21 protein-coding genes and 1 pseudogene are annotated in these 21,164 nt (G+C 35.3%); 11 read left to right on the forward strand and 11 right to left on the reverse strand.

Annotation, left to right across the window (positions count from 1 at the left end):
- Nucleotides 1–142 precede the first annotated feature (142 nt).
- From FFWV33_RS04580 to tatA, 3 genes are all read right to left on the reverse strand, one after another.
- A complete protein-coding gene (locus tag FFWV33_RS04580) occupies nt 143–1,342 on the reverse strand; it encodes a DUF4178 domain-containing protein (protein ID WP_108739823.1) in 1,200 nt (399 codons plus the stop codon).
- 3 nt (nt 1,343–1,345) lie between these two features.
- On the reverse strand, nt 1,346–1,708 hold the full coding sequence (locus FFWV33_RS04585) for an S-adenosylmethionine decarboxylase family protein (protein ID WP_108739824.1): 363 nt from the start codon (nt 1,706–1,708) through the stop codon (nt 1,346–1,348).
- A 329-nt stretch (nt 1,709–2,037) separates the two neighbouring features.
- Entirely contained in the window at nt 2,038–2,220 is a 183-nt protein-coding gene (tatA, locus tag FFWV33_RS04590; RefSeq protein WP_108739825.1) for a twin-arginine translocase TatA/TatE family subunit, read from the reverse strand.
- A 654-nt stretch (nt 2,221–2,874) separates the two neighbouring features.
- Between tatA and FFWV33_RS04595 the strand changes: the two genes are divergently transcribed.
- From FFWV33_RS04595 to FFWV33_RS04615, 5 genes are all read left to right on the forward strand, one after another.
- Complete coding sequence (locus tag FFWV33_RS04595) at nt 2,875–3,390, forward strand: 6TM ABC transporter family protein (protein ID WP_108739826.1); 516 nt, start codon at nt 2,875–2,877, stop codon at nt 3,388–3,390.
- Between the two features lies 1 nt (nt 3,391).
- Nucleotides 3,392–4,894 (forward strand): GH3 auxin-responsive promoter family protein, encoded by a 1,503-nt coding sequence (locus tag FFWV33_RS04600; protein ID WP_108739827.1) that lies wholly within the window; start codon nt 3,392–3,394, stop codon nt 4,892–4,894.
- Nucleotides 4,895–4,997: 103 nt separating this feature from the next.
- A complete protein-coding gene (locus FFWV33_RS04605; protein WP_108739828.1) occupies nt 4,998–6,674 on the forward strand; it encodes a DUF6909 family protein in 1,677 nt (558 codons plus the stop codon).
- Nucleotides 6,675–6,775: 101 nt separating this feature from the next.
- Nucleotides 6,776–8,143, forward strand: coding sequence for an undecaprenyl-phosphate glucose phosphotransferase (locus FFWV33_RS04610; RefSeq protein WP_108739829.1), 1,368 nt, complete (start codon nt 6,776–6,778; stop codon nt 8,141–8,143).
- Between the two features lies 1 nt (nt 8,144).
- Nucleotides 8,145–8,927, forward strand: coding sequence for a glycosyltransferase family 2 protein (locus FFWV33_RS04615; protein ID WP_108739830.1), 783 nt, complete (start codon nt 8,145–8,147; stop codon nt 8,925–8,927).
- Here the strand turns inward: FFWV33_RS04615 and FFWV33_RS04620 are convergent.
- A complete protein-coding gene (locus tag FFWV33_RS04620) occupies nt 8,902–10,221 on the reverse strand; it encodes a phenylacetate--CoA ligase family protein (protein WP_108742453.1) in 1,320 nt (439 codons plus the stop codon). The genes FFWV33_RS04615 and FFWV33_RS04620 overlap by 26 nt on opposite strands.
- 379 nt (nt 10,222–10,600) lie before the next feature.
- Between FFWV33_RS04620 and purD the strand changes: the two genes are divergently transcribed.
- Nucleotides 10,601–11,875: a phosphoribosylamine--glycine ligase gene (gene purD, locus FFWV33_RS04625; protein ID WP_108739831.1), complete on the forward strand. Its 1,275-nt coding sequence runs from the start codon at nt 10,601–10,603 to the stop codon at nt 11,873–11,875.
- Nucleotides 11,876–11,924: 49 nt separating this feature from the next.
- On the opposite strand, the gene FFWV33_RS04630 is transcribed toward purD, so the two are convergent.
- Complete coding sequence (locus tag FFWV33_RS04630; protein ID WP_108739832.1) at nt 11,925–12,155, reverse strand: DUF6341 family protein; 231 nt, start codon at nt 12,153–12,155, stop codon at nt 11,925–11,927.
- Between the two features lie 131 nt (nt 12,156–12,286).
- Here FFWV33_RS04630 and FFWV33_RS04635 point away from each other — a divergent pair, with 131 nt between their 5' ends.
- A complete protein-coding gene (locus FFWV33_RS04635; RefSeq protein ID WP_108739833.1) occupies nt 12,287–13,216 on the forward strand; it encodes a DUF6427 family protein in 930 nt (309 codons plus the stop codon).
- Here FFWV33_RS04635 and upp read toward each other — a convergent pair.
- Nucleotides 13,211–13,864 carry a uracil phosphoribosyltransferase gene (gene upp, locus FFWV33_RS04640; RefSeq protein WP_108739834.1) on the reverse strand — a complete coding sequence of 218 codons (654 nt, stop codon included), beginning with the start codon at nt 13,862–13,864 and terminating at the stop codon, nt 13,211–13,213. The genes FFWV33_RS04635 and upp overlap by 6 nt on opposite strands.
- A 99-nt stretch (nt 13,865–13,963) precedes the next feature.
- On the opposite strand from upp, the gene FFWV33_RS04645 reads away from it, so the two are divergent.
- The 3 genes from FFWV33_RS04645 (at nt 13,964) to FFWV33_RS04655 (ending at nt 16,303) form a co-directional block, all read left to right on the forward strand.
- Complete coding sequence (locus FFWV33_RS04645; protein WP_108739835.1) at nt 13,964–14,569, forward strand: DUF4254 domain-containing protein; 606 nt, start codon at nt 13,964–13,966, stop codon at nt 14,567–14,569.
- A 43-nt stretch (nt 14,570–14,612) separates the two neighbouring features.
- On the forward strand, nt 14,613–15,629 hold the full coding sequence (locus FFWV33_RS04650; protein WP_108742454.1) for a glycosyltransferase family 9 protein: 1,017 nt from the start codon (nt 14,613–14,615) through the stop codon (nt 15,627–15,629).
- A gap of 86 nt (nt 15,630–15,715) precedes the next feature.
- Entirely contained in the window at nt 15,716–16,303 is a 588-nt protein-coding gene (locus FFWV33_RS04655; protein ID WP_108739836.1) for a Uma2 family endonuclease, read from the forward strand.
- A gap of 74 nt (nt 16,304–16,377) precedes the next feature.
- Here the strand turns inward: FFWV33_RS04655 and trpS are convergent, their stop codons facing one another.
- On the reverse strand, nt 16,378–17,355 hold the full coding sequence (gene trpS, locus FFWV33_RS04660; protein ID WP_108739837.1) for a tryptophan--tRNA ligase: 978 nt from the start codon (nt 17,353–17,355) through the stop codon (nt 16,378–16,380).
- Nucleotides 17,356–17,556: 201 nt separating this feature from the next.
- Here trpS and FFWV33_RS04665 point away from each other — a divergent pair, with 201 nt between their 5' ends.
- Nucleotides 17,557–18,342, forward strand: coding sequence for a lysophospholipid acyltransferase family protein (locus FFWV33_RS04665; RefSeq protein WP_108739838.1), 786 nt, complete (start codon nt 17,557–17,559; stop codon nt 18,340–18,342).
- Here the strand turns inward: FFWV33_RS04665 and FFWV33_RS04670 are convergent.
- From FFWV33_RS04670 to FFWV33_RS04685, 4 genes and pseudogenes are all read right to left on the reverse strand, one after another.
- A complete protein-coding gene (locus FFWV33_RS04670) occupies nt 18,293–19,858 on the reverse strand; it encodes a hypothetical protein (protein ID WP_108739839.1) in 1,566 nt (521 codons plus the stop codon). The genes FFWV33_RS04665 and FFWV33_RS04670 overlap by 50 nt on opposite strands.
- Nucleotides 19,855–20,397 carry an RNA polymerase sigma factor gene (locus FFWV33_RS04675; protein WP_108739840.1) on the reverse strand — a complete coding sequence of 181 codons (543 nt, stop codon included), beginning with the start codon at nt 20,395–20,397 and terminating at the stop codon, nt 19,855–19,857. Before FFWV33_RS04675 ends, FFWV33_RS04670 begins: the two co-directional genes overlap by 4 nt.
- A 15-nt stretch (nt 20,398–20,412) precedes the next feature.
- Complete coding sequence (locus FFWV33_RS04680) at nt 20,413–20,826, reverse strand: hypothetical protein (RefSeq protein WP_108739841.1); 414 nt, start codon at nt 20,824–20,826, stop codon at nt 20,413–20,415.
- A gap of 155 nt (nt 20,827–20,981) precedes the next feature.
- A pseudogene (locus FFWV33_RS04685) lies at nt 20,982–21,164 on the reverse strand (recombinase RecA); the annotation flags it as partial.

Consider the following 21,164-nt stretch of genomic DNA (forward strand, 5'->3'; position numbering starts at 1 on the left):
CTACGGTTTCCTTGAGTAGGTCTATAATTTTCGGTTGTTTCACAGTCGCATATTTGATTTCCATTTGTGTTATAGTACATGTAAACACCATAAAAGCACAAGCCAATAAGTAGCGAAAGGTAATTTGTTTTAATAAAATCGGTTATTCTTCCCATCGTTTGTTTTCAAAATTTTGGTTGAGGTAATACATTCCAATTACAAATACGATCATAAAAATAAAAGTCATGTAGACATTTCTATACGATGGTTTTGCCCATGTGGCCGTTATTTGTAGTTTTTGATTTTTTGAATCAAAGTATGCCTTCATGGGAGTAATTGCCAAATGGTATTTTCCGGCGGCTACACCACAAATATTAAATTCATTTGTTGCAGTTCCTTCGGTCCAGTTTTCGCCATCAGTATAACCATGATAGTATTCAATATCTTTGTTGGCATAGGTTTCTTCGCCAGTAATTTCATTAATCAAAGCCAGTTGAACATTGGCCCAAGAGTTATCTACATCGGCATGTACACGTATGGACATGGGAGCCGAACTACCTTGTAAAGTAAAGGCAGGAGTAGTATAGTCTCTGTTTATATATTGATCAAAAATTATTTCGGTATTGAGTACATTTTGTTCCGTACGGCCCAAGTTCATATACCAGTGGCTCAGTAAAATAATCATAGCTACTGAGGCGCAGATCAATCCCAAATTGCGAATATTGAATAGAAAAGGCTGTACTTGACCAATTCCCGTTTTTTTATCTATATCAGTTGTATTAAATGCTTTTTTGATCGCACTTCTAGAAATATGTTTTCCATAAAAGCAGGTTTGCTCTTTGCCTAATTTTTCGAAAGAAAGCATTAGGGGTGGATTTATATATTCGATAATTTCGAATTTTGAGTAAATATCAAAGTCAAAAAATCCTTGAGCGGCAACTAGTGTTGGGTAACAATAATTGTAGCGGTCGTAAATTATATCTTGATATTCCACTGTTTTCGGGTGATTGCCAACTTTTTTATCAAAATCAATTTGGTTCAAAAGTATCCAATGCCCGTTTGATTCCGATAGATATAAGTACTCTCCTTTTTTACTTTCAAGAATGTATTCTGTCCACTCGTATCCGTTGCTTGATTTTATTAGTAGGCCAGTAACTTGATATTCGATACCATCAAAATTTGCCTTTGAACCTACTTTAAATTGGTATTCATAGTAGTAAGGTTTTGATTTGTTAAAGTATTTTAATCCTTCGCCGCGGGCGTTCTTATACGTGTACACGCAATGCGGACATGCGAAAGATTCGACCTCAAAAAGAACCTCTAATGTTGTTGTGTTATTGCAATTAAAGCAAGTTACTTTCATATCTTATCTGTTAATTTCAAAATCTTTAAGTACCACTGCTTCAAAATAAGTAATATAATCTGCCGTAATATCCTTTACTTTTTGTGTGTTGTCCTGCAAGTAATTACACAAATACACATCCAAGGTCAGTTGTTGAAATTCGGGCCAAGTATGAATACAAATATGAGATTCCTTCAAGCAAATGGCAATGGTAAAACTATCATTATCAAAATCATGAACACTGATGCCTACTTTTTCCAGTTCGTATTTCAATAACAATCCTTCAGAAAAAGTGATGAAATCTTGGCTTGAAGTAAGTGTATCTAATTTTGCTACCTCAAGGGTAACCAATTTGTGTAAACCAGGCGAATACGGTATTTGATTCATTTATAAAGTTATAACAGCAAAAATATTTTGGGTACTAAAATACTGTATTTTTTGAGAATGCAAGGAGTAATTATTAAATTTTACAATCAAGTGTTGTAAACTATCAAGGACGGTAGCAAGAACTAAACACCATTTGGGTAAATTCGTGTAATTGTATTTTTTGAATATCTAAGGTTTGTGAAAATTCGTGAAATTTGTGTTCCAAAAACATATTTTTTAACTTTTAAATATCCGTCTCGCCATATTAGTCTTTGATTTTAAGCACAAAAAAAATCCCAAAACTCAATTTTTCAATTAAATTTTGGGATTCAAACAAGAAACAAAATTTCTTATTTAGTCTCTTTCTCGCTATCGTCTTTTTTTTCAGTAACGGCATCATCTTTAGAGGCGTTCTTAAATTCTTTGAGACCACTACCTAAACCTTTCATTAATTCTGGAATTTTTTTACCTCCAAAAAGTAACAATACAACCGCCAATATAACTAGGATTTCTGTAACTCCAAATCTTCCCATGATCGAATAATTTATGCCGAAGCCTATTTTTAATAAAATGTAGGGACAAAGGTATATAGAATTCTGCAATTCAAACTCACTAAATCCGAATATTTTGCAACGTTCAAAGTTAAAACTTTATTAAAACACAACATATAAAATGCTCAAAACCATTCAAATTTATAATCAGGGCATGCCAGCGGTACCGCAATGGGCTCATTTTGTTTGCGCTCATAAATCCCCTCGCGGTACTGCTGTCGGGCCCCCAACGCTTAGTGGCATGCTACTTCGGTAGCTTATTCCTATCCCTCATGCGCGCAAACTCGAGCTAAAAAACAGTTGAGATTTGAGATTGTAGATTAACGTCCCGAAGCGTCGGGATTGATTTTTTATTTTGTGCAAGTAAATAAAAACGTGCTTATTTTCAGCGTTTTAGCGAATAATAAATTGAATATTGGGATTGATTTTGTCTAAGTAAAAAATATTTCATTTGTTTTTAGCGTTCTCTCACATCTGAAATCGTTAACCAGTCCCGACGCTTCGGGACGTTAATATTTTTTCATTTCACAGCATGTTTATTCAATTATCTCTTTAATGGTTATAAAAACAACAATCATTTTCGAACCCCCGTTTGGTTTACATTAATTATTATATTTGTGAGATATAGAAAATACAATGTCCAAGAAAAGAATAAAACGCAAAAAACTTCACAAAAAACTATTCACCAAAAATCGACTGTTGATTTTGAATGAAGATACTTTTGAGGAATTATTTTCAGTTCGGTTAACCTTAATGAATGTTTTTGTTGTGGCTACCCTTGGAGCCATTGTACTTATTTCGATCACCACCGTAATCATTGCGTTCACACCATTGAGAGAATACATACCCGGTTACTCGTCCTCAAAACTAAAAAGAGACGCTACCGAATTGGCATTAAAATCAGATTCTTTGACTCTAGCCTTAAAGAAAAACGAAGCCTACATTCAATCCATTCAAAAAGTGCTCAACGGAGAATTAGAATACGCCAAGTTCAACAAAGATTCTATCATGAATATTGAAGAACCTGTGCCGCAACAAAATCTCAATGCCACAGAAGAAGAAATAGAACTAAGAAACGAAGTGGCAGAACAGGAAAAAAAAGCAGCCCAACAGTCCAAATTAAAAGGACAAAGTACCAAAAAACAAAAATAGCATGTTTATAAAATCAATTGCAGCCAAGATATTTGCCAAAAAAGTGGTCCAAAAAACGCAAGCTTGGGCAAATAATCCTGTGGCAACGCAACAAGCTGTTTTTAACTCTTTGATTAAAACAGCCCAAAATACTGAGTTTGGCAAAAACCACCATTTTGACACCATCAAAACCTATCAAGATTTTGCCACAAACGTACCTATCCGTGATTACGAAGATTTAAAACCGTATGTTGAAAAAGTAGTCAAAGGACAAGAAAATATACTGTGGCCAGGCAAACCTTTGTATTTTGCCAAAACCTCTGGAACCACTTCGGGAGCCAAATACATTCCGCTCACCAAAGAATCAATGCCGTACCATATCGAAGCAGCTCGAAATGCCATCTTGCATTACATACACGAAACAGGCAAAGCCGATTTTGTATCGGGTAAGATGATTTTCTTGCAAGGTAGCCCAATCATGGAGGAAAAGTACGGAATACAGTTTGGGAGACTTTCGGGTATTGTAGCGCATTTTGTTCCCAAATACCTCCAAAAAAACCGCATGCCGTCTTGGGAAACCAACTGCATGGAAGATTGGGAAGCTAAGATTGATGCGATCGTCGAAGAAACCTTCAATGAGAATATGACGGTGATTTCCGGAATTCCGTCTTGGGTACAAATGTATTTCGAAAAACTGCATCAAAAAGGAGGGAAGCCTGTGGGAGATATTTTCAAAAACTTCAATCTCTTTATTTACGGTGGTGTCAATTACGAACCCTACCGAGCAAAGTTCGAAAATTTGATAGGTCGAAAAGTACCAAGTATCGAATTATTCCCTGCATCAGAAGGATTTTTTGCCTACCAAGATTCTCAAACAGAAAAAGGGATGTTACTGCTCTTGAATGCAGGAATGTTTTATGAATTTATAAAAAGTGACGAATTTCATTCGGACAAACCTAAACGGTACACGATTGGCGAAGTTGAATTGGGTGTCAATTATGTATTAATCATTTCGACCAATGCCGGTCTCTGGGGGTACAATATTGGTGATACAGTCCAGTTCACTTCCTTAAAACCGTATAGAGTAATAGTTTCGGGTCGAATAAAACATTATATTTCTGCTTTTGGAGAACATGTCATTGGCAAAGAAGTAGAGTCGGCATTGCAAGAAGCGATGGAGGGAACAAGCATTCGAGTAAATGAATTTACCGTGGCACCGCAAATTAACCCTACAAATGGGTTGCCGTATCACGAATGGTTTATAGAATTTGATACAGAAGCGTCAGGAGAACCCACCAATTGGACTACCTTTGCACTCGCAATTGACAACGCCATGCGAAAACAAAATAGCTACTATGATGATTTAATAGTGGGTAATATTTTGCAAACAGCCGTAATTACCAAAGTAGCCAAAAATGGTTTCCAAGAGTATATGAAGTCAATTGGTAAATTGGGCGGACAAAATAAAGTGCCAAGATTGGCCAACGATAGAAAAATAGTTGATTTATTAACAACAATAAAATAGACCTAATAATAAGGTCATCATCATAACTGGTGATTTACAAACCATTTCTACTCTTTTCAAGATCAGAAATAATCTGTAATAGTCAGTTTGTAAAATTGAAAATATGAAAGAAACAAAAAATTTAACCATTACACGAGCGCAGGAATCATCTGCTGCCATTGAAAAATTGTATGTAACAATCCGTCACTTGTTTAACCGTGGTTTCTACAAGCCAATGGGAGTATCTGGAGACAGCCTTAGAGAGGCGTTGTTAACACTTAGACCTGAAATTTATGGTCATATTGCAGACGAAAAGGTAGAATTAAAAGGACTATTGTACGTTATTGAACGTTTACCAATTGGTCTTGAAGAATGTCGTTTTATCAATTTAACGTCTCACGAAGGCTATGATAAATCACACTTCAAAGCAATTGTTCCTCCAAAAAGAAGACGTAATTGCTACCGTATTGATGATGATTTGATGCATATCGAAATCACAAGAGGTCGATCTGATATTTATGATATCTTGACTCACCTTACTTTTATTTTTATTGAATCACATAAAATAAGTCAACGCGTAATGCTTGATGATTCTGGCGAGCTTTCTAGAGACTGGATCAAACTTGAGCAGGCTGTTACTCAAAAGAAAAAATTGACATTGATCGAAAGAGAAAAAACAATTTCTCACGTATCTAATATTTTAGGAAGAACCTTCGAAGACATCAGCGATATCTATGATGATTTTGGAAACGAAGGAACACCTGATCGTTTTTTACAAATCATTTACTGGATCGGAAAATTAGCGATTGAAGAAGTGATGGAAAACAAAAAAAGAACAATCACCTTCAGTCCGATTTTGAGAGAGCGTTTGGGGCACCACATACACGGTGACATCTGGGCTACGCACATAAAGGATGTTTTGAAAGAAAACAAACTTCTAGAAAGACCAATTCATGTCATTAGTGCCAATATGCACTCGGTGATGAACTCTATTTTTGCCACTCCTGCCTTGAAATCAAAATTCAAAGGAATGAGTGATTTTGGAATCTATGAAGAATTGAGTAAATCAGAAGCCAAAGAGTTAAGAGCCAAAGTGGAAGATATTGCCATCAAAAACGGAATGATATCCTTACCTGACACTTCAGGAACCAACATTGATGTGCAAATTTTTGACACAGCCAAGATCAATTGGGACCTTACTTCATTTCCTAAATCAAAATTAGCAGATGAAAAACCGGTATTGATCGTTATGGATTATGCGTTTGGAGAACAAGCCTATGAAACCATTGACGAATTATTGAAACCATACAACAAGGAGACTTTCTTAAATGTAGAATCGGTTTCGATCATGGGTAAAGCAGGTATTCTTGAAGGAGGAAAAGGTGATATCATGATTCCAAATGCACATATCAACGAAGGTACAGCAGATAATTATTACTTTGAAAATGAACTTACAGGTGATATGTTTGAGGGTAATGATATTCAAGTATTCTCTGGACCAATGGTAACCGTTCTTGGAACGTCATTACAAAATAGAGATTTATTAAAGTTCTTTCATGATTCTACTTGGGGTGTGATTGGTCTAGAAATGGAAGGATCTTACTATCAAAAAGCCATTCAATCGGCATCAAAAATTAGAAAGAGTATCCCAAAAGATGTAAAAGTTCGTTACGCCTACTACGCATCTGATAATCCACTAGAAACAGGAAGCACTTTGGCCTCTGGAGGACTTGGAACTACTGGGGTAAAACCAACTTATTTGATTACAATTAAAATTTTGGAACAGATCTTAGGTCTATAATTCAATTTTTAGTCTTTATTTGTAGTCGTATAATAAAATTTTGTACGATATTGTCTGTTACTATAACATTCATTTAGACCAAAAAATTGATAGCATAAAGCATGAAGTACACTCGTATAGGAAGATATTCAAAATACATTAGACCTATTAGCATTCTTATTGATTTGCTAATTATTATCACTTTGACACATCTATTGTTTCATGAAGCCTCTTTCAATACGGGTCGCTATGCTGGCTTTCTCCTTCTCAGCTGGAGCATAGTTGCCTTTATTGTAGATTTTTATCAAGTCTACCGTTTTACTACACAAATCGAAATTTTTTCTAAGATCACCAAGCAGCTAACTGTTTTTGCTCTTCTTGCAGTGGCTTATTTTCCGTTTTCAGGTGAAGATGGGTTTAATAAATGGCTTATTATTAAGTTTTTTGTCTTGTGCACACTTTCGGTCGCATTGGCCAAATTTGTACTTTTTTATCTCTTGAGAGAGTACCGCCTTATCACGGGTAGTAATTACAGGAGCACCATAATCATAGGCTATTCTGATGAAGCTTTGCAACTCAAAAAACTGTTTGAAACCAAAGTCGATTATGGCTACCATTTTCTTGGCTTTTTTTCGGATAAGAAAGAAAATGAAGAAATCATTGGTAAATATGAAGACGTGCAAGACTATGTATTAAAAAAAAATGTAGACGAAGTATATTGCTCCTTAAGTGATTTATCGAATACTAAAATTAAAAATCTTGTTGACTTCATGTATGAAAACAATAGAAACTTGAAGTTCATACCAGATACCAAAGACATTTTTAGCAAGAATCTAAAAATGGATTATTATGAACTTTTTCCGGTTTTGTCCCTTTCAAAAAGTGCTTTAAACGAACCCGAAATTCAGTTTACAAAACGTTTTTTTGATGTTCTTTTTGCACTATTAGTCATTGTATTCGTCTTATCATGGCTTGTTCCCATAATCGGACTCTTAATTAAATTAGAATCAAAAGGACCTATTTTCTTTATACAAGGAAGACCCGGAATTAATCAAGAAGAATTTTTATGCTATAAATTTCGTTCCATGGTTTTGAACCAAAGCACAGAGCATGAAACGATAAAAGACGATCCTAGAATCACCAAACTAGGTCAGTTTATGCGTAAAACAAGTATCGATGAGATGCCTCAATTTTTTAATGTGCTCTTGGGTGATATGTCAATTGTGGGACCTAGACCGCAATTGTGGGTACATAATAACGCTTACCGAGACAAAATCAAGAAATACTTTGTGCGCCATAGCGTGAAACCTGGGATTACAGGACTGGCTCAAATAAGTGGGTATAGAGGCGAAATAAATAACGAACGTGATATGGAAAACCGTGTCAAGTATGATGTTTTTTATATCGAAAATTGGTCATTCTATTTGGATTTAAAAATCATCTTCCAAACCATTATTGATATTTTTAAAGGAGACGAAAAAGCATTTTAATATGGAAAACGCGTTAGTATCCATCTTGATTCCTACCTATAATTCGGCTTTGTTTATCAAAGATGCCGTGCAATCCATTCGAGAACAAACCTACACCAATTGGGAAATCATCATTGTTGATGATGCCTCTACAGATCAAACATTGGACATACTCAAATCTATAGCCGCTATAGATACTCGAGTGCAATGGACGCAGTTAGCACAAAATTCAGGAACAGGTGTTGCTCGAAATACCGCTTTGAAACAAGCCAAGGGCAGATATATCGCTTTTCTGGATGCAGACGATTTATGGAAACCCGAAAAATTACAAACACAGCTTGATTTCATGAAGTCTCATGCGGTTCCGTTTACTTTTTCATCCTACGATTGCATGAATGAAAAGGGTAAATTATTAAACGTAAGGGTCGTTCCTCCACAAAATTTATCCTACCGTCAATTGTTTTTTTGCAATTACGTAGGCAATCTCACAGGCATATACGACAGTCATTTTTTTGGAAAAGTTTCTATTTTACCCAATAGAAAAAGACAAGATTGGATGCATTGGCTCACCATTCTTAAAAAGATAAAAAGTGCAAAGGCAGTACCAGAAAGCTTGGCGATCTATAGAATCAGGCAAAACTCTATTTCGGCATCAAAGTTAGATTTGGTCAAGCATAATTTTGGAGTTTACAAGCAATTCCATGGTTTGAGTTGGATTTCTGCTTTGGCTTGTATGAGCGTGTTTTTATGTACACAATTGTTCATAAAACCATTTTACATTAAGAAAGTGGCAAAAGTGAACTAAATTGTTTTAGCTTCCCTCTGTTGGATCGCTCCAGGATTTCTTTTCGAATAAAAACAAAATGCAGGTTCGGTTCCAAATACAAGTCAATTGCTTTTTGAATCGTCAAAATTTGAGCTGCAGTTAGTTCGGTGTTGCTTACATATTCTATTTCGAATTGGTCAATTTCAGTCTGTTTGATTACAAATTCCTTTACATTTCCGTCGTCTTCAATAATACTTTTGGTCACATAATAAAACACCAATCCGCCTGCTTTTTTACCCGTTGGAAACTGAACAATGTCGTTGGTTCGACCCAAAAGTTGTTTTAAGATCGGTTTTGAAGGAGTGCTTTTTTCGTCGAATGTGCCAATATCTCCAATATCATATCGAATGAAAGGATGTGCTTTATTGAACAATGACGTAATCACCACGCGACCCGATTGCCCATAAGGAAGAGATTTGTTTTGGTCGTCTAGTATCTCTACAAAAAGCGTTTCGGTATTGATCTGCCATTCGCCCTGATTATTTTCAAAAGCTATCAAATCAAGTTCTGATGCTCCATATTCATTAACAACGGGGATTCCAAATTGGGTCTCTAGTAGTTTTTTATCTTTTTCGAAAAGCATTTCTGAGGTCACTACGCAAACTTTCAAAGTTGGACAGATCGTTTTTAAAACAATATTTTTATGCTGCAAATATTTAGCAAAGAGCACAATGGCGCTCGTGTAACCATTTATGTAATCAAAAGGATTATTTTTAAATTTAAGTATAAACTCTTCAAACTTTTGATCAGACAAATCAAAGACTGAAAATCGGTAGCGGTTGCTCAAAAAATCCTTCAATCGCTCTTTATTTCGACTGACAAAATCCTTCGGAATGCCATAAAAACGAGCTTGATATGCCGTGTTGAGGTCAATACCATGCCAGCCAAAGCGCAGGTAGTTAGACGCCCATGTGAGCGCATGACTGTATTTGTCTTTTGCAAAAATAAAGGGGGTTCCGCTAGAGCCAGAGGTTTTGTTGGTGTAGACATTCTTTACAGTAAAGCCTTCTGATAACCTACTTTTTAATGTAGCTTGGAGGTTTGTTTTGTTCAAAACAGGCAATTGATCCCAATCTTGACTCTTTCGTTCGCCCACTAAATTTTTATAGAAAGGGTTGTTTTTCAAGTGAAAGGCAACTATTTCCTTTTTTTTATTTTCGATAAAAGCCTCTTTTTCTTTTTCAGACAAGTTGGCAATTGTGTTCAAGTCTGTTTTCGCTTTCATAATCGGAAAGCCATTGAGTTGAAGCGATAAATCGAAAACTGAAAACATGTTTTTTTTATCAAAAATAGGGCTAAACGTTCTCATTAACAACTAATTTATGGACGTGTTTTACTGGACAATCGCACTTGATGTTTTTGGACACGAATTACGCAGATTTTCACAAATTACTAAAACGTAAAAATTAATTTTACACTAATTTTTTTGTAGGTTGATGATTCGTGCAATTTTACATCATCCAAATTCGTGTATTTCGTGTAATTCGTGGCTGCCTTTTCCTTTTTAAATTAACGTGTTTGCCCTGACATGCTTTATTGTTTATCTATTTATTTTGGATTTAATAAACATTATAATTGGTATTAGATTTAAAACCAATTATTTTTGCAACATCATTTTCGAAAATGAAATAATTTACTAAAAAACTATAACGATGAATATTTTACTATTAGGTTCTGGAGGAAGAGAACATGCTTTTGCTTGGAAAATGATTCAAAGTCCGCTTTGTGACACGCTTTTTGTAGCACCAGGAAATGCAGGAACGGCTTCTATAGCAACAAATGTAGCGATAAGTCCAACAGATTTTGAAGCGGTTAAAGCTTTGGTTTTGGACAAAAAAATTGAAATGGTTGTAGTTGGTCCAGAGGATCCATTAGTAAAAGGTATTTTTGATTTTTTTAAAAATGATACTGATTTAAAGGATATTCCAGTAATTGGACCATCAAAACTAGGAGCTACCTTGGAAGGAAGTAAAGAGTTTGCCAAAGAATTTTTGGTAAAACACAACATTCCAACAGCTGCTTATGACAGTTTTACTGCTGAAACAGTAGAACAAGGTTGTGCATTTTTGGCAACATTAAAAGCACCTTTTGTATTGAAAGCAGATGGACTAGCCGCTGGAAAAGGAGTGTTGATTATTCATGATCTTGCCGAAGCACAAGAGGAATTACGAAATATGCTCGTAGGTCAAAAATTTGGTGCTGCAAGTTCAAAAGTGGTGATCGAAGAATTTTTGGACGGTATTGAATTAAGTTGTTTTGTACTGACAGATGGTAAAAGTTACAAAATTCTGCCAACAGCCAAAGATTATAAGCGAATTGGTGAAGGCGATACAGGTTTGAATACAGGTGGTATGGGAGCTGTTTCTCCAGTATCCTATGTTGATGATGTTTTGATGGAAAAAATTGAAACACGCATCGTTAAACCAACTATCGAAGGTTTTCAAAAAGACGGAATTGAATACAAAGGTTTTGTTTTTATTGGTTTGATCAACGTCAACAATGAGCCAATCGTGATTGAGTACAACGTACGTATGGGTGATCCTGAAACTGAAGTTGTGGTACCACGTTTAAAAACTGATTTGGTTGAATTGTTTGTTGCTGTAGCTAATGAAAAATTAGACGAAATAGAACTTGAAGTTGACGAAAGAAGCGCAACTACAGTAATGCTGGTTTCTGGTGGTTACCCTGAAGAGTTTGAAAAAGGAAAAGTAATTACTGGATTAGAAAACATCACCGATTCAATTGTTTTTCATGCCGGAACCAAATTAGAAGGTGATGCGGTAGTGACCAATGGAGGCCGTGTTATTGCAGTAACATCTTATGGTGACAATTTTCAAGAAGCATTGAAAAAATCGTATGCCAATGTAGATAAAATTCAATTCGAGAAAAAGAATTTTAGAAGAGACATCGGAAACGATCTATTATAAAAAGGATAAAAAAAATCCTCAATCTGTAAAGATTGAGGATTTTGTTTTTTTATTTCAAGAATGAATGTGCAGTAGTATCTTGATTTTCGGTTCCTGCTTCATCAAAAATTCTTAATTGTTTGATCCAGTAAACCATTGCAGCAGCACAAATTGCCATAAAAACCCAGTTAATAAGATTTGCACCAAACCAAGTTCTAAGTTCTAGAGAACGTAAAAAATCAAGCGGAGCAAACAAGATGTTAACAAATAGGTATTGAATTCCTTCGAAAAATGCTTTCATATCGTTAAAATTATATTGTTTTGTATATTAATTCGGTTGTAAATACCTTTTTTAAAGAATCTTTTTGAACTTGACCCTTTCCTTTTTAAACAAGTATTATATTTACAGTCACAAAAGTATAAAATATCCTTATGATAACAAGCGTTTTTAGAAAATCTACACCATTAAATTTCACATTGATAGTAATTTTGATACTAGTATTCTTTTCTATCTATCAAATAAGAGATGTTTCTTGGGTTAATTCTACTCCCTTAATTATTAAAAAGGTCGGAATATTAGCGGTTGTGATTGGATCTGTATTCATGACCAACTTCATTTGTAAGAAGAATGACTTGAGCAAAGACAGTAGTTATCCGGTTTTGTTCTACCTACTTTTTTTTCTGTTCTTTCCGTCTTTGTGGGATAATTTTAATTTAGTATTGGCCAATCTTTTCGTTTTGTTGGCTTTGAGAAGGTTGATATCACTTCATTCTTTGAAAGCTTCGAAAGAAAAAATATTCGATGCTTCGTTATGGATCTTTGTAGCTGCTTTATTTCAGTTTTGGTGTATTTTATACTTGGCGTTGGTATTTATTTCGATCATGTTTCACGTAGCACGTGATTACAGAAACTGGTTATTACCTTTTATTGCCATGTTTGCCTCTATAATTTTATTCTTTGTATTCGCAATTTTGTCTGATTTGGATGTTGCAGCTTATATTGATAAGAGTGTTGCTACTAGTTTTTCTATCGATTATTTTACCAATAATTATCAAAATGCGGCCTTATCTATTTATGCTACTGTAGCCATGTTCTTCGTTATCTCGGTTGTAACTACCTTCTCGTCAAAACCGAGTAGTACCCATGCAACCTACAAAAAAGTAATTGCTTCCTTTTTTATTGCAGTCGTTATTTTTGTGATAGCACCCAATAAGAGTAATGATTTGCTAATTTTTACAATGGCACCATTGACAATGATGGCGACCAATCACATCGAAATTCCGCAGTTAAAAATAAAGCAAGAACTTGTTTTGGGTGTATTCATTGCGTGTAGCTTGTTTGCTTTTTTCTCTCAATTATAATTTAGAACCGTACGCAAGATCACCTGCATCACCTAGACCAGGAACAATATAAAAGTGATCATTCAGTTTTTCGTCAATCGCTGCAATCCAAAGGTGGCAATTTTCCGGAAGTTCTTTTTCTAACAAAGCAATCCCTTCTGGAGCTGCAATAACTACGGCAAGATGAATTTCTTGTGGATAGCCTTTTTCGATCAATTTATTAAAAACAGCAACAATTGATTGTCCCGTTGCCAACATTGGGTCGACTAGCAACACGTATTTTGACGAGATTGAGGCCATAGCTTCATATTCCACTTTAATTTCGAATGCATCTCCACCATCAATAGTATAACGGCCAGCCGAGATAAAACCATTGTCTGCTTCGTCAAAAATATTCAAGATACCTTGATGAAAAGGCAATCCTGCTCTTAATATAGAGGCAACTACGATTGGATGTTTAATTTCGGTAGTGTCCTTAGTTCCTAGCGGTGTAGTTACTGCTACCGATTTGTATTCTAGTTCTTTACTGATTTCGTAGGCCATAATTTCACCAATACGTTCAATATTACGTCTAAAACGCAAGCGATCTTTTTGCACATTAACGTTTCTTATTTGTGCTAAAAAATGATTTAAGACGGTATTGTTCTCAGATAAATGGTGAATTTTCATAGGTAAGAATGGCTTTATAATTTTCGAAATAGAAAAACGAAATGTAATTTTTTTATAAAAGTATAAAAAGTATCTTTGTGACCATTAAATTTTAAAGATATGTTTTCAAAACTAGCTTATTCCGTTTTCGAACAAAGTATAAAAGATTATCATGAATTTGATAATGTTGACCAACCTATAAACAATCCTTTTCCAAAAGATCAATTTGAGCATTTGCTTTATTTGAAAAACTGGATTGATACCGTGCAGTGGCATTATGAGGATATTATACGCGATCCAAATATTGACCCAGTAGCAGCTTTGACTTTAAAGCGCAAAATTGATGCATCAAATCAAGAACGTACCGATATGGTAGAATATATCGACGGTTACTTTTTGCAAAAATACAGCAAAGTAGAAGCAAAAGTAGGTGCCAAAATCAACTCAGAAAGTCCAGCTTGGGCATTTGATAGATTGTCAATTCTTGCCTTGAAGATTTATCATATGCACGAGGAGGCTACACGTACAGAGGCTACGCAGGAGCATAGAGATAAATGTCAAGAAAAATTAAATATTTTATTGGAGCAAAGAACAGATCTATCTACAGCAATTGAAGATTTGTTGACAGATATTGAAAGTGGCGAAAAATTCATGAAAGTGTACAAACAAATGAAAATGTACAACGATGATGAATTGAACCCAATTTTGTACCAAGGAAAGAAGTAATTTGAGACAGAAATTGTCACAAAAACCACAACATATAGCCGTCATGAGACTATCCGCAATGGGAGATGTCGCCATGACGGTTCCTGTTTTACGCGCTTTGGTAACTCAATATCCCGAAGTAAAACTGACCGTAGTTTCACGTCCATTTTTTAAACCTTTCTTTGATGGAATTCCGAATCTTACTTTTTTTGCTTTCGACGAAAAAGAAAAGCACAAAGGTCTATTTGGATTAGTTAGATTGTATCGGGAATTAAATGCGTTGCAAATTGATGCTTTTGCCGATTTGCACAATGTCTTGCGATCAAAGGTAGTGCGTACGTTATTCGGTTTAAGCGGGAAAAAAGTCGCTGCAGTAAACAAAGGTCGTGACGGAAAAAAAGCGCTTACTCGAGCAGAGAACAAGGTTTTTGAGCCTCTACCAACGATGTTCGAAAACCATCAACAAGTTTTTGAAAAATTAGGTTTTGCTATTGATCTCACACAACCAAAATCCCCCAAAAAAGCGATTTTAAGCGCCGATTTATTAAAAACGACACAAGGTGCTGAAAACTTAATCGGAATCGCTCCTTTTGCACAATACGCAGCTAAGGTCTATCCTCTAGACTTGATGCAACAAGTAATTAATCAATTGGCAGAAGATCCTAAAAAAACCATTCTCCTTTTTGGTGGTGGGAAGAAAGAAATCGAAATTTTAGCAACTTTTGCAAAAGAGAAAACGAACGTCATTAACATAGCGGGTCAATTCAAATTCCAGGAAGAATTACAATTAATCAGTAATCTTGATCTGATGCTTTCTATGGATTCTGGCAACGCACACATAGCAGCAATGTTAGGCGTGAAGGTAGTTACACTTTGGGGCGCAACCCATCCTTATGCAGGTTTTGTACCCTTTAATCAGCCGTTGACTAATTCTTTAATTCCTGATCGAAAGCAATATCCATTGTTACCAACCTCTGTTTATGGCAATAAAATAGTAGTAGGTTATGAAGATGCTATGCGAACTATTGCTGTAGAAACAGTTGTGGACACGATACAAAAGCAATTACTAGTGACAAAGTAGCTATGATGCGGTTGTTACAAAAGTTTATCGACTGTAAAAGAGTAGGATAGTGAATTAATTATTAAATTTGAATAAAATAGTTTCTTATGGCAATTATAACCCAATTTTCAGATTTAGATCTAACCAAGGAATATACTTATTCTGATTATTTGCTGTGGCAATTTTCAGAAAGAGTTGAGTTGATTAGAGGATTTATTAAGAAAATGAGTCCTGCTCCGAGTAGAAATCATCAAACTATTTCTCAAAATTTAAATTGGAAGATTTATGGTTTTTTTCAAAATCATCCCTGCAGTGTATATGTAGCTCCATTTGATGTTCGTCTGCCAATACAATCGGCAAAAAAAGATACTACTATTGTCCAACCCGATTTATGCATCATTTGCGAGGAGAGTAAATTGGATGATAGAGGTTGTAATGGTGCTCCCGATTTAATTGTAGAGATTTTATCCCCAAATAACAGCAAACACGATTTACACACCAAATTTAATTTATACCAAGAAAGCGGTGTAAAAGAATATTGGCTCGTTGAACCTGAAGAACGTATGGTATTGGTTTACACATTGAAAAATGGCGAATACATTGGACTAAAACCATTTACAGAAGGAGAACTTATAAAAAGCCCTTTGTTTCCTGATATGAATATTGCTGTTGAGGAAGTATTTTATAAAGCATAATAAAAATTGATTAAATAGAAAAAGCTAGAATTGACATTCAATTCTAGCTTTTTCTATTTAATCAATAATGGAATTTATTGCACTTTAAAGCCTAATTTTGCTCTAACTTTATTCAAAATCCCAGTAGCAATTACAGAAGCTTTGTCAGCACCTTTTTGCAATAAAGCATCTACTTCGTCTAGGTTATTCATATAGTAGGTATATTTCTCTCTTTCTGTTTTAAAAGTTGCTACAATCAATTCAAACAAGGCTTGTTTGGCGTGACCATAGCCATAATTACCAGCTAAGTAATTTGCTTTCATTGTTGCAATTTGTTCTGTGTTAGCAAGCAGCGAATAAATAGCAAAACAATTGCAAGTATCTGGATTTTTAGGGTCTTCAAGTGGAGTGCTATCTGTTTCTATAGACATCACTTGTTTGCGAAGTGCTTTATCGTCCAAGAAAATATTAATGATGTTATTGGCAGATTTGCTCATTTTTCCTCCATTTGTTCCAGGTATAAGCATGCCATCTTCTTGAATTTTACCTTCTGGCAATACAAACGTTTCACCCATTTGGTGATTAAAACGAGACGCTACATCACGAGTAATTTCAAGGTGTTGCATTTGGTCTTTACCTACTGGCACTATTTCGGCATCGTACAATAAAATGTCAGCAGCCATAAGCATCGGGTAGCTAAACAATCCCGCGTTTACATCTTCCAAACGGTCGGCTTTATCTTTAAAAGAATGCGCCAATGTCAATCGTTGAAACGGAAAAAAGCAACTTAAATACCAAGTTAATTCCGCTGTTTGTGGCACGTCTGACTGTCTGTAAAAAGTAACTTTTTCAACATCTAATCCGCAGGCCAACCAAGCCGCAGCAGTGCTGTAGGTATTGTTGCTCAACGTTTCGCCATCTTTTATTTGAGTAATCGAATGCAAATCGGCGATAAACAAAAAGGATTCATTTTCTGGTTTTTTTGATAATTCAATTGCAGGAATAATTGCCCCTAGTAAATTGCCTAAATGTGGTGTTCCGGTGCTTTGTACACCCGTAAGTATTTTTGCCATTATTTTATTTTCTATATCGAATGATTTGTAACAAGTAATGCGCCACCAAAAATGAAGACAGGAGTAAAACTATAAAAGTTGTACATCCAATGGCATGCATGCTTTACAAATAAAACGCTAATTGATTTTTTTAAATTCTAATTGTCCCCAAATTTAATTGTTTTTGGTAAAACTAACGTACTATTCCTTATTTTTGAACCTATGAAAGGTATAAAAATTATTTTTTGGGCACTTTGGAGAGTTTGGTTTTACGTAGTCATGGCCATTCCTATTATTGTGATGTTCCCTTTTTTGGTGCTATCCATCCTTTCAGAAAAGGGGTATCCCTACTTTTTTAAAATGGCTCGAATATGGTCCAAATTTATCTTGATCGGAATGGGTTTTTATTATCAAGTCAAAAAAGAGTACCAACTGGATCCTAAAAAAAGCTACATGATTGTTGCCAATCATACCTCTATGACCGATATTATGTTGATGCTGGCCGTGATCAAAAACCCTTTTGTATTTGTCGGAAAAGCAGAGTTAGCAAAGATTCCGCTTTTTGGATTTTTCTACAAACGCACTTGTATATTGGTAGATAGAAATAGTTCGAAAAGTAAAAACGAAGTCTTCACCCAGGCACAAATGAGGTTGAGTAGGGGATTGAGTGTTTGCATTTTTCCTGAAGGCGGTGTACCAAATGACGAATCAATTGTACTCGACGTATTCAAAGATGGTGCATTCCGATTGGCACTAGAACACCAAATTCCGATTCTACCTATCACTTTTGCCGACAATAAAAAACGATTCTCCTATACTTTTTTTAGTGGAAGCCCAGGGATTATGCGTGCCAAAATACACACACCTATAGCAACCGAAGGCAAAACGCTTTTGGATCGCAAAGCATTGCGCGAAGAGACTTGGCAAGTAATTCACAACCAGCTTTTGGTCTTTAATACTAAAACTGATAACTCACCCCAGAGTATAAACCTAGAAAAACCGGTTTAAAATCATTCGAATTAGACGAAAAAGTATTCCATTGGTATTTAACCATGGGTTCAAAATGAAACTGCAGTGACGGTACGATTTGATATTTGAAACCTACACCAAAATTGGAACTCAAATGAATTTTATTCAAATTATTGGCTTCACCCTGGATTGCATTTGTGGCATTGGACTGGAGCAAAATTTTGTTTTCACTCAAAAATAAGGTACTGAACCCTCCAATTAAACTCAGTCCAAATTTTTTGTTCAAAAGAGCGTATGAAACCTCCATTGGCAACTCAAAGTAACCCATTTTTTGATTAATGGAACCTTCTATTGATTTTTGTGTTACCGTATTGGCATTATTTTGAGTATCGTTGGCAGCACTTTGAACCTCAAAAGCAGTATCAGATTTAAAAACAACGCTAGACAAACCACTGCTAACCACATTTGGTGAATAGCGTATGCCGCTGGTAGAATAATCCAAAGCAAGTTTGTTTATTCCTGATCGAATGCTCAATTTTGGTGTCACCGCATAGCGTACTCCTAGTCCAAAACTCAAATTGGTATTGGCCGTTTTATCATTTTCTGACAATTGTTTGTCAATGGGCGAACCACCTGTGCTCGTTTGCAGGTAGACAGGAGCGACTGTAGGCACAATTTTCCATTTGCCTTTGTTGGCGTCTACTATTGCTTTATTTTTTTTATTTTTCTGCTCCAAAATGGCATCGAGTAGGTTGGGTTCTTTCTCTGCTATTTGTGTTGTTTTTAAGTTTGTACCTACAGCAGTTTTTTGATTTTCAGTGGACTGTTTTTTAATTTGTGCGGCTGTATTATTCCATTTATTAGTGTTGTTATTGTCTGGTAGGCTTGCAACTTGATTGTTTGTAGTTACTACTTGTGATGTTTTATTTGTATTCACTTTCGAATCTAATGCATCAACTATCATTTCTTTTTTCTTATTCGAAAATGATATAGCTTCAGGCGTGCTTGCAGTTGTTTGCTGAGTACTTTTCTTTTTATTATTCGAAAATGAAAGCACTAGATTTTCTTGAACAGCTGGTTGTGGAACATGTTTCTTTTTAGTATTCGAAAGTGAAATAGCTTCAGACACGTTATTTGAAGTTTGTTGCGTATTTTCTTTTTTCTTATTCGAAGACGAAACAACTTCAGACGCGTTGATTGATGATTGTTCAGTATTTTTCTTTTTATTATTCGAAAAAGATGAAGCTATATTCTCCTGCACTGTCTGCATTTTCTTTTTCGAAATTGAATCTTTTTCAAGCGGTATGTGCTTTTGCAGCACAACAGTTTTAGGAATAGCCATAGCATCATCATTGGATATTTTTATGACGAATAAACCAAGAATAACTGCCACAGCAACACCAGAATACCACCACCACAACGGAATGATACGACGCTTTTTCTTGTCGTCCTCCAAGGCCGCAGCGATGTTTTGCCAAACGGGTCCATCAGGCATTGCTTCAAAATCTTTTAATTGTTCTTGAAACAGTCGGTCTATATTTTTTTTCTCTTTCATTGTGCCGATGATTCTTTGGGGTGGCTATTTCGGTTCTCTATTTTTTCTTTTAAAAGATGGCGTGCTCTGTGCAAGTTTGATTTTGTAGTACCTGTAGATATGGAGAGCATCTCACTGATTTCTTGGTGTGAGTATCCATCTAATACATACAGGCTAAAAACAATGCGGTATTGATGCGGTAATTCTTGAATTATACCAAGCAAATATTCCAATGGCGGCGCATTAGTTTCGAGGTCTACTTCAACGGCTGCAATGTTGTCATCTAGGACTTCTAGGTAATGTACGCCTTTGTATTTTTGCAAAGAGTTGTTGATTATGATGCGTTTGCACCAACCTTCAAAAGATCCTTTGCCGGAGTATTGTTCTATTTTTCGAAAAATAATCAAAAAACCATCTTGTAGATTGTCTTGTGCGTCTGCGTAGTTACTGGCATATTTCAAGCAAACCCCAAAGAGCTTTTTCACGAACAAATTGTAGATTTGTTCCTGTGCCTTGGGGTTGTTCTTTTTGCATTCTTTAATAAGTTCTTCTACTATCACAGAAAGTTTTGTTTGTTATTCTGTTACTTGGATTTCGACACTTTCAAATTTATTAGTTCCGTCGGTATTTTTGCCTTTATAAAATTTAAAGATATACGAACCTAGTTCGGTTGGCAAAAAAGTAAAAGATAAATCAGACAACGGTGGTACTTCAGTAGTGCAAACTTCATTATCTTTTACTGCCGTTTGTACCGCAATTGTTCTGGTTTTATCTTCTTTATTGTAAACAATTCCTTGATATATGTGGCAAGAAGTAGGTTTTTGATATTTTAGTTTGATAGTATCTGTTTTACCTAATTTCAAAACAGTGGGTAACACATAACTGTCTACAGGTAACGCATGAAAAGTGTAAGTATCTGTTGGTCCATTGTCGGTTGTACAACTAATGATACTGCTAACCAAAACGAGTAGTAATAAGATTTTTTTCATTTTTATAAATTTTTAAGGTTACTAAAATCTTTTATACCTTGAAGAGTGCAGCATCAATAAAAGGTTGCGTGCTTTTTTGAAAATAATAGTTATAAAGATAAAAAAAATGCCCGAACGTGAATTCGGGCATTGATTGTAATTATTAAAACAAAAGACTAACTTTCGTTTGCCAATTCTTTAATTCTAGCTTTAATTTTTTCTTCTAATTCATCGGCTAATTCCGGATTGTCTTTTATCAGACCTTTTACAGCATCACGACCTTGGTCTAATTTGGTTTCACCGTAACTGAACCAAGAACCTGCTTTTTTGATGATTTCAAACTCAACAGCTAAATCTAA

Origin of the sequence: Flavobacterium faecale (assembly GCF_003076455.1) — a bacterium.
In the GTDB taxonomy this organism is placed as follows: domain Bacteria; phylum Bacteroidota; class Bacteroidia; order Flavobacteriales; family Flavobacteriaceae; genus Flavobacterium; species Flavobacterium faecale.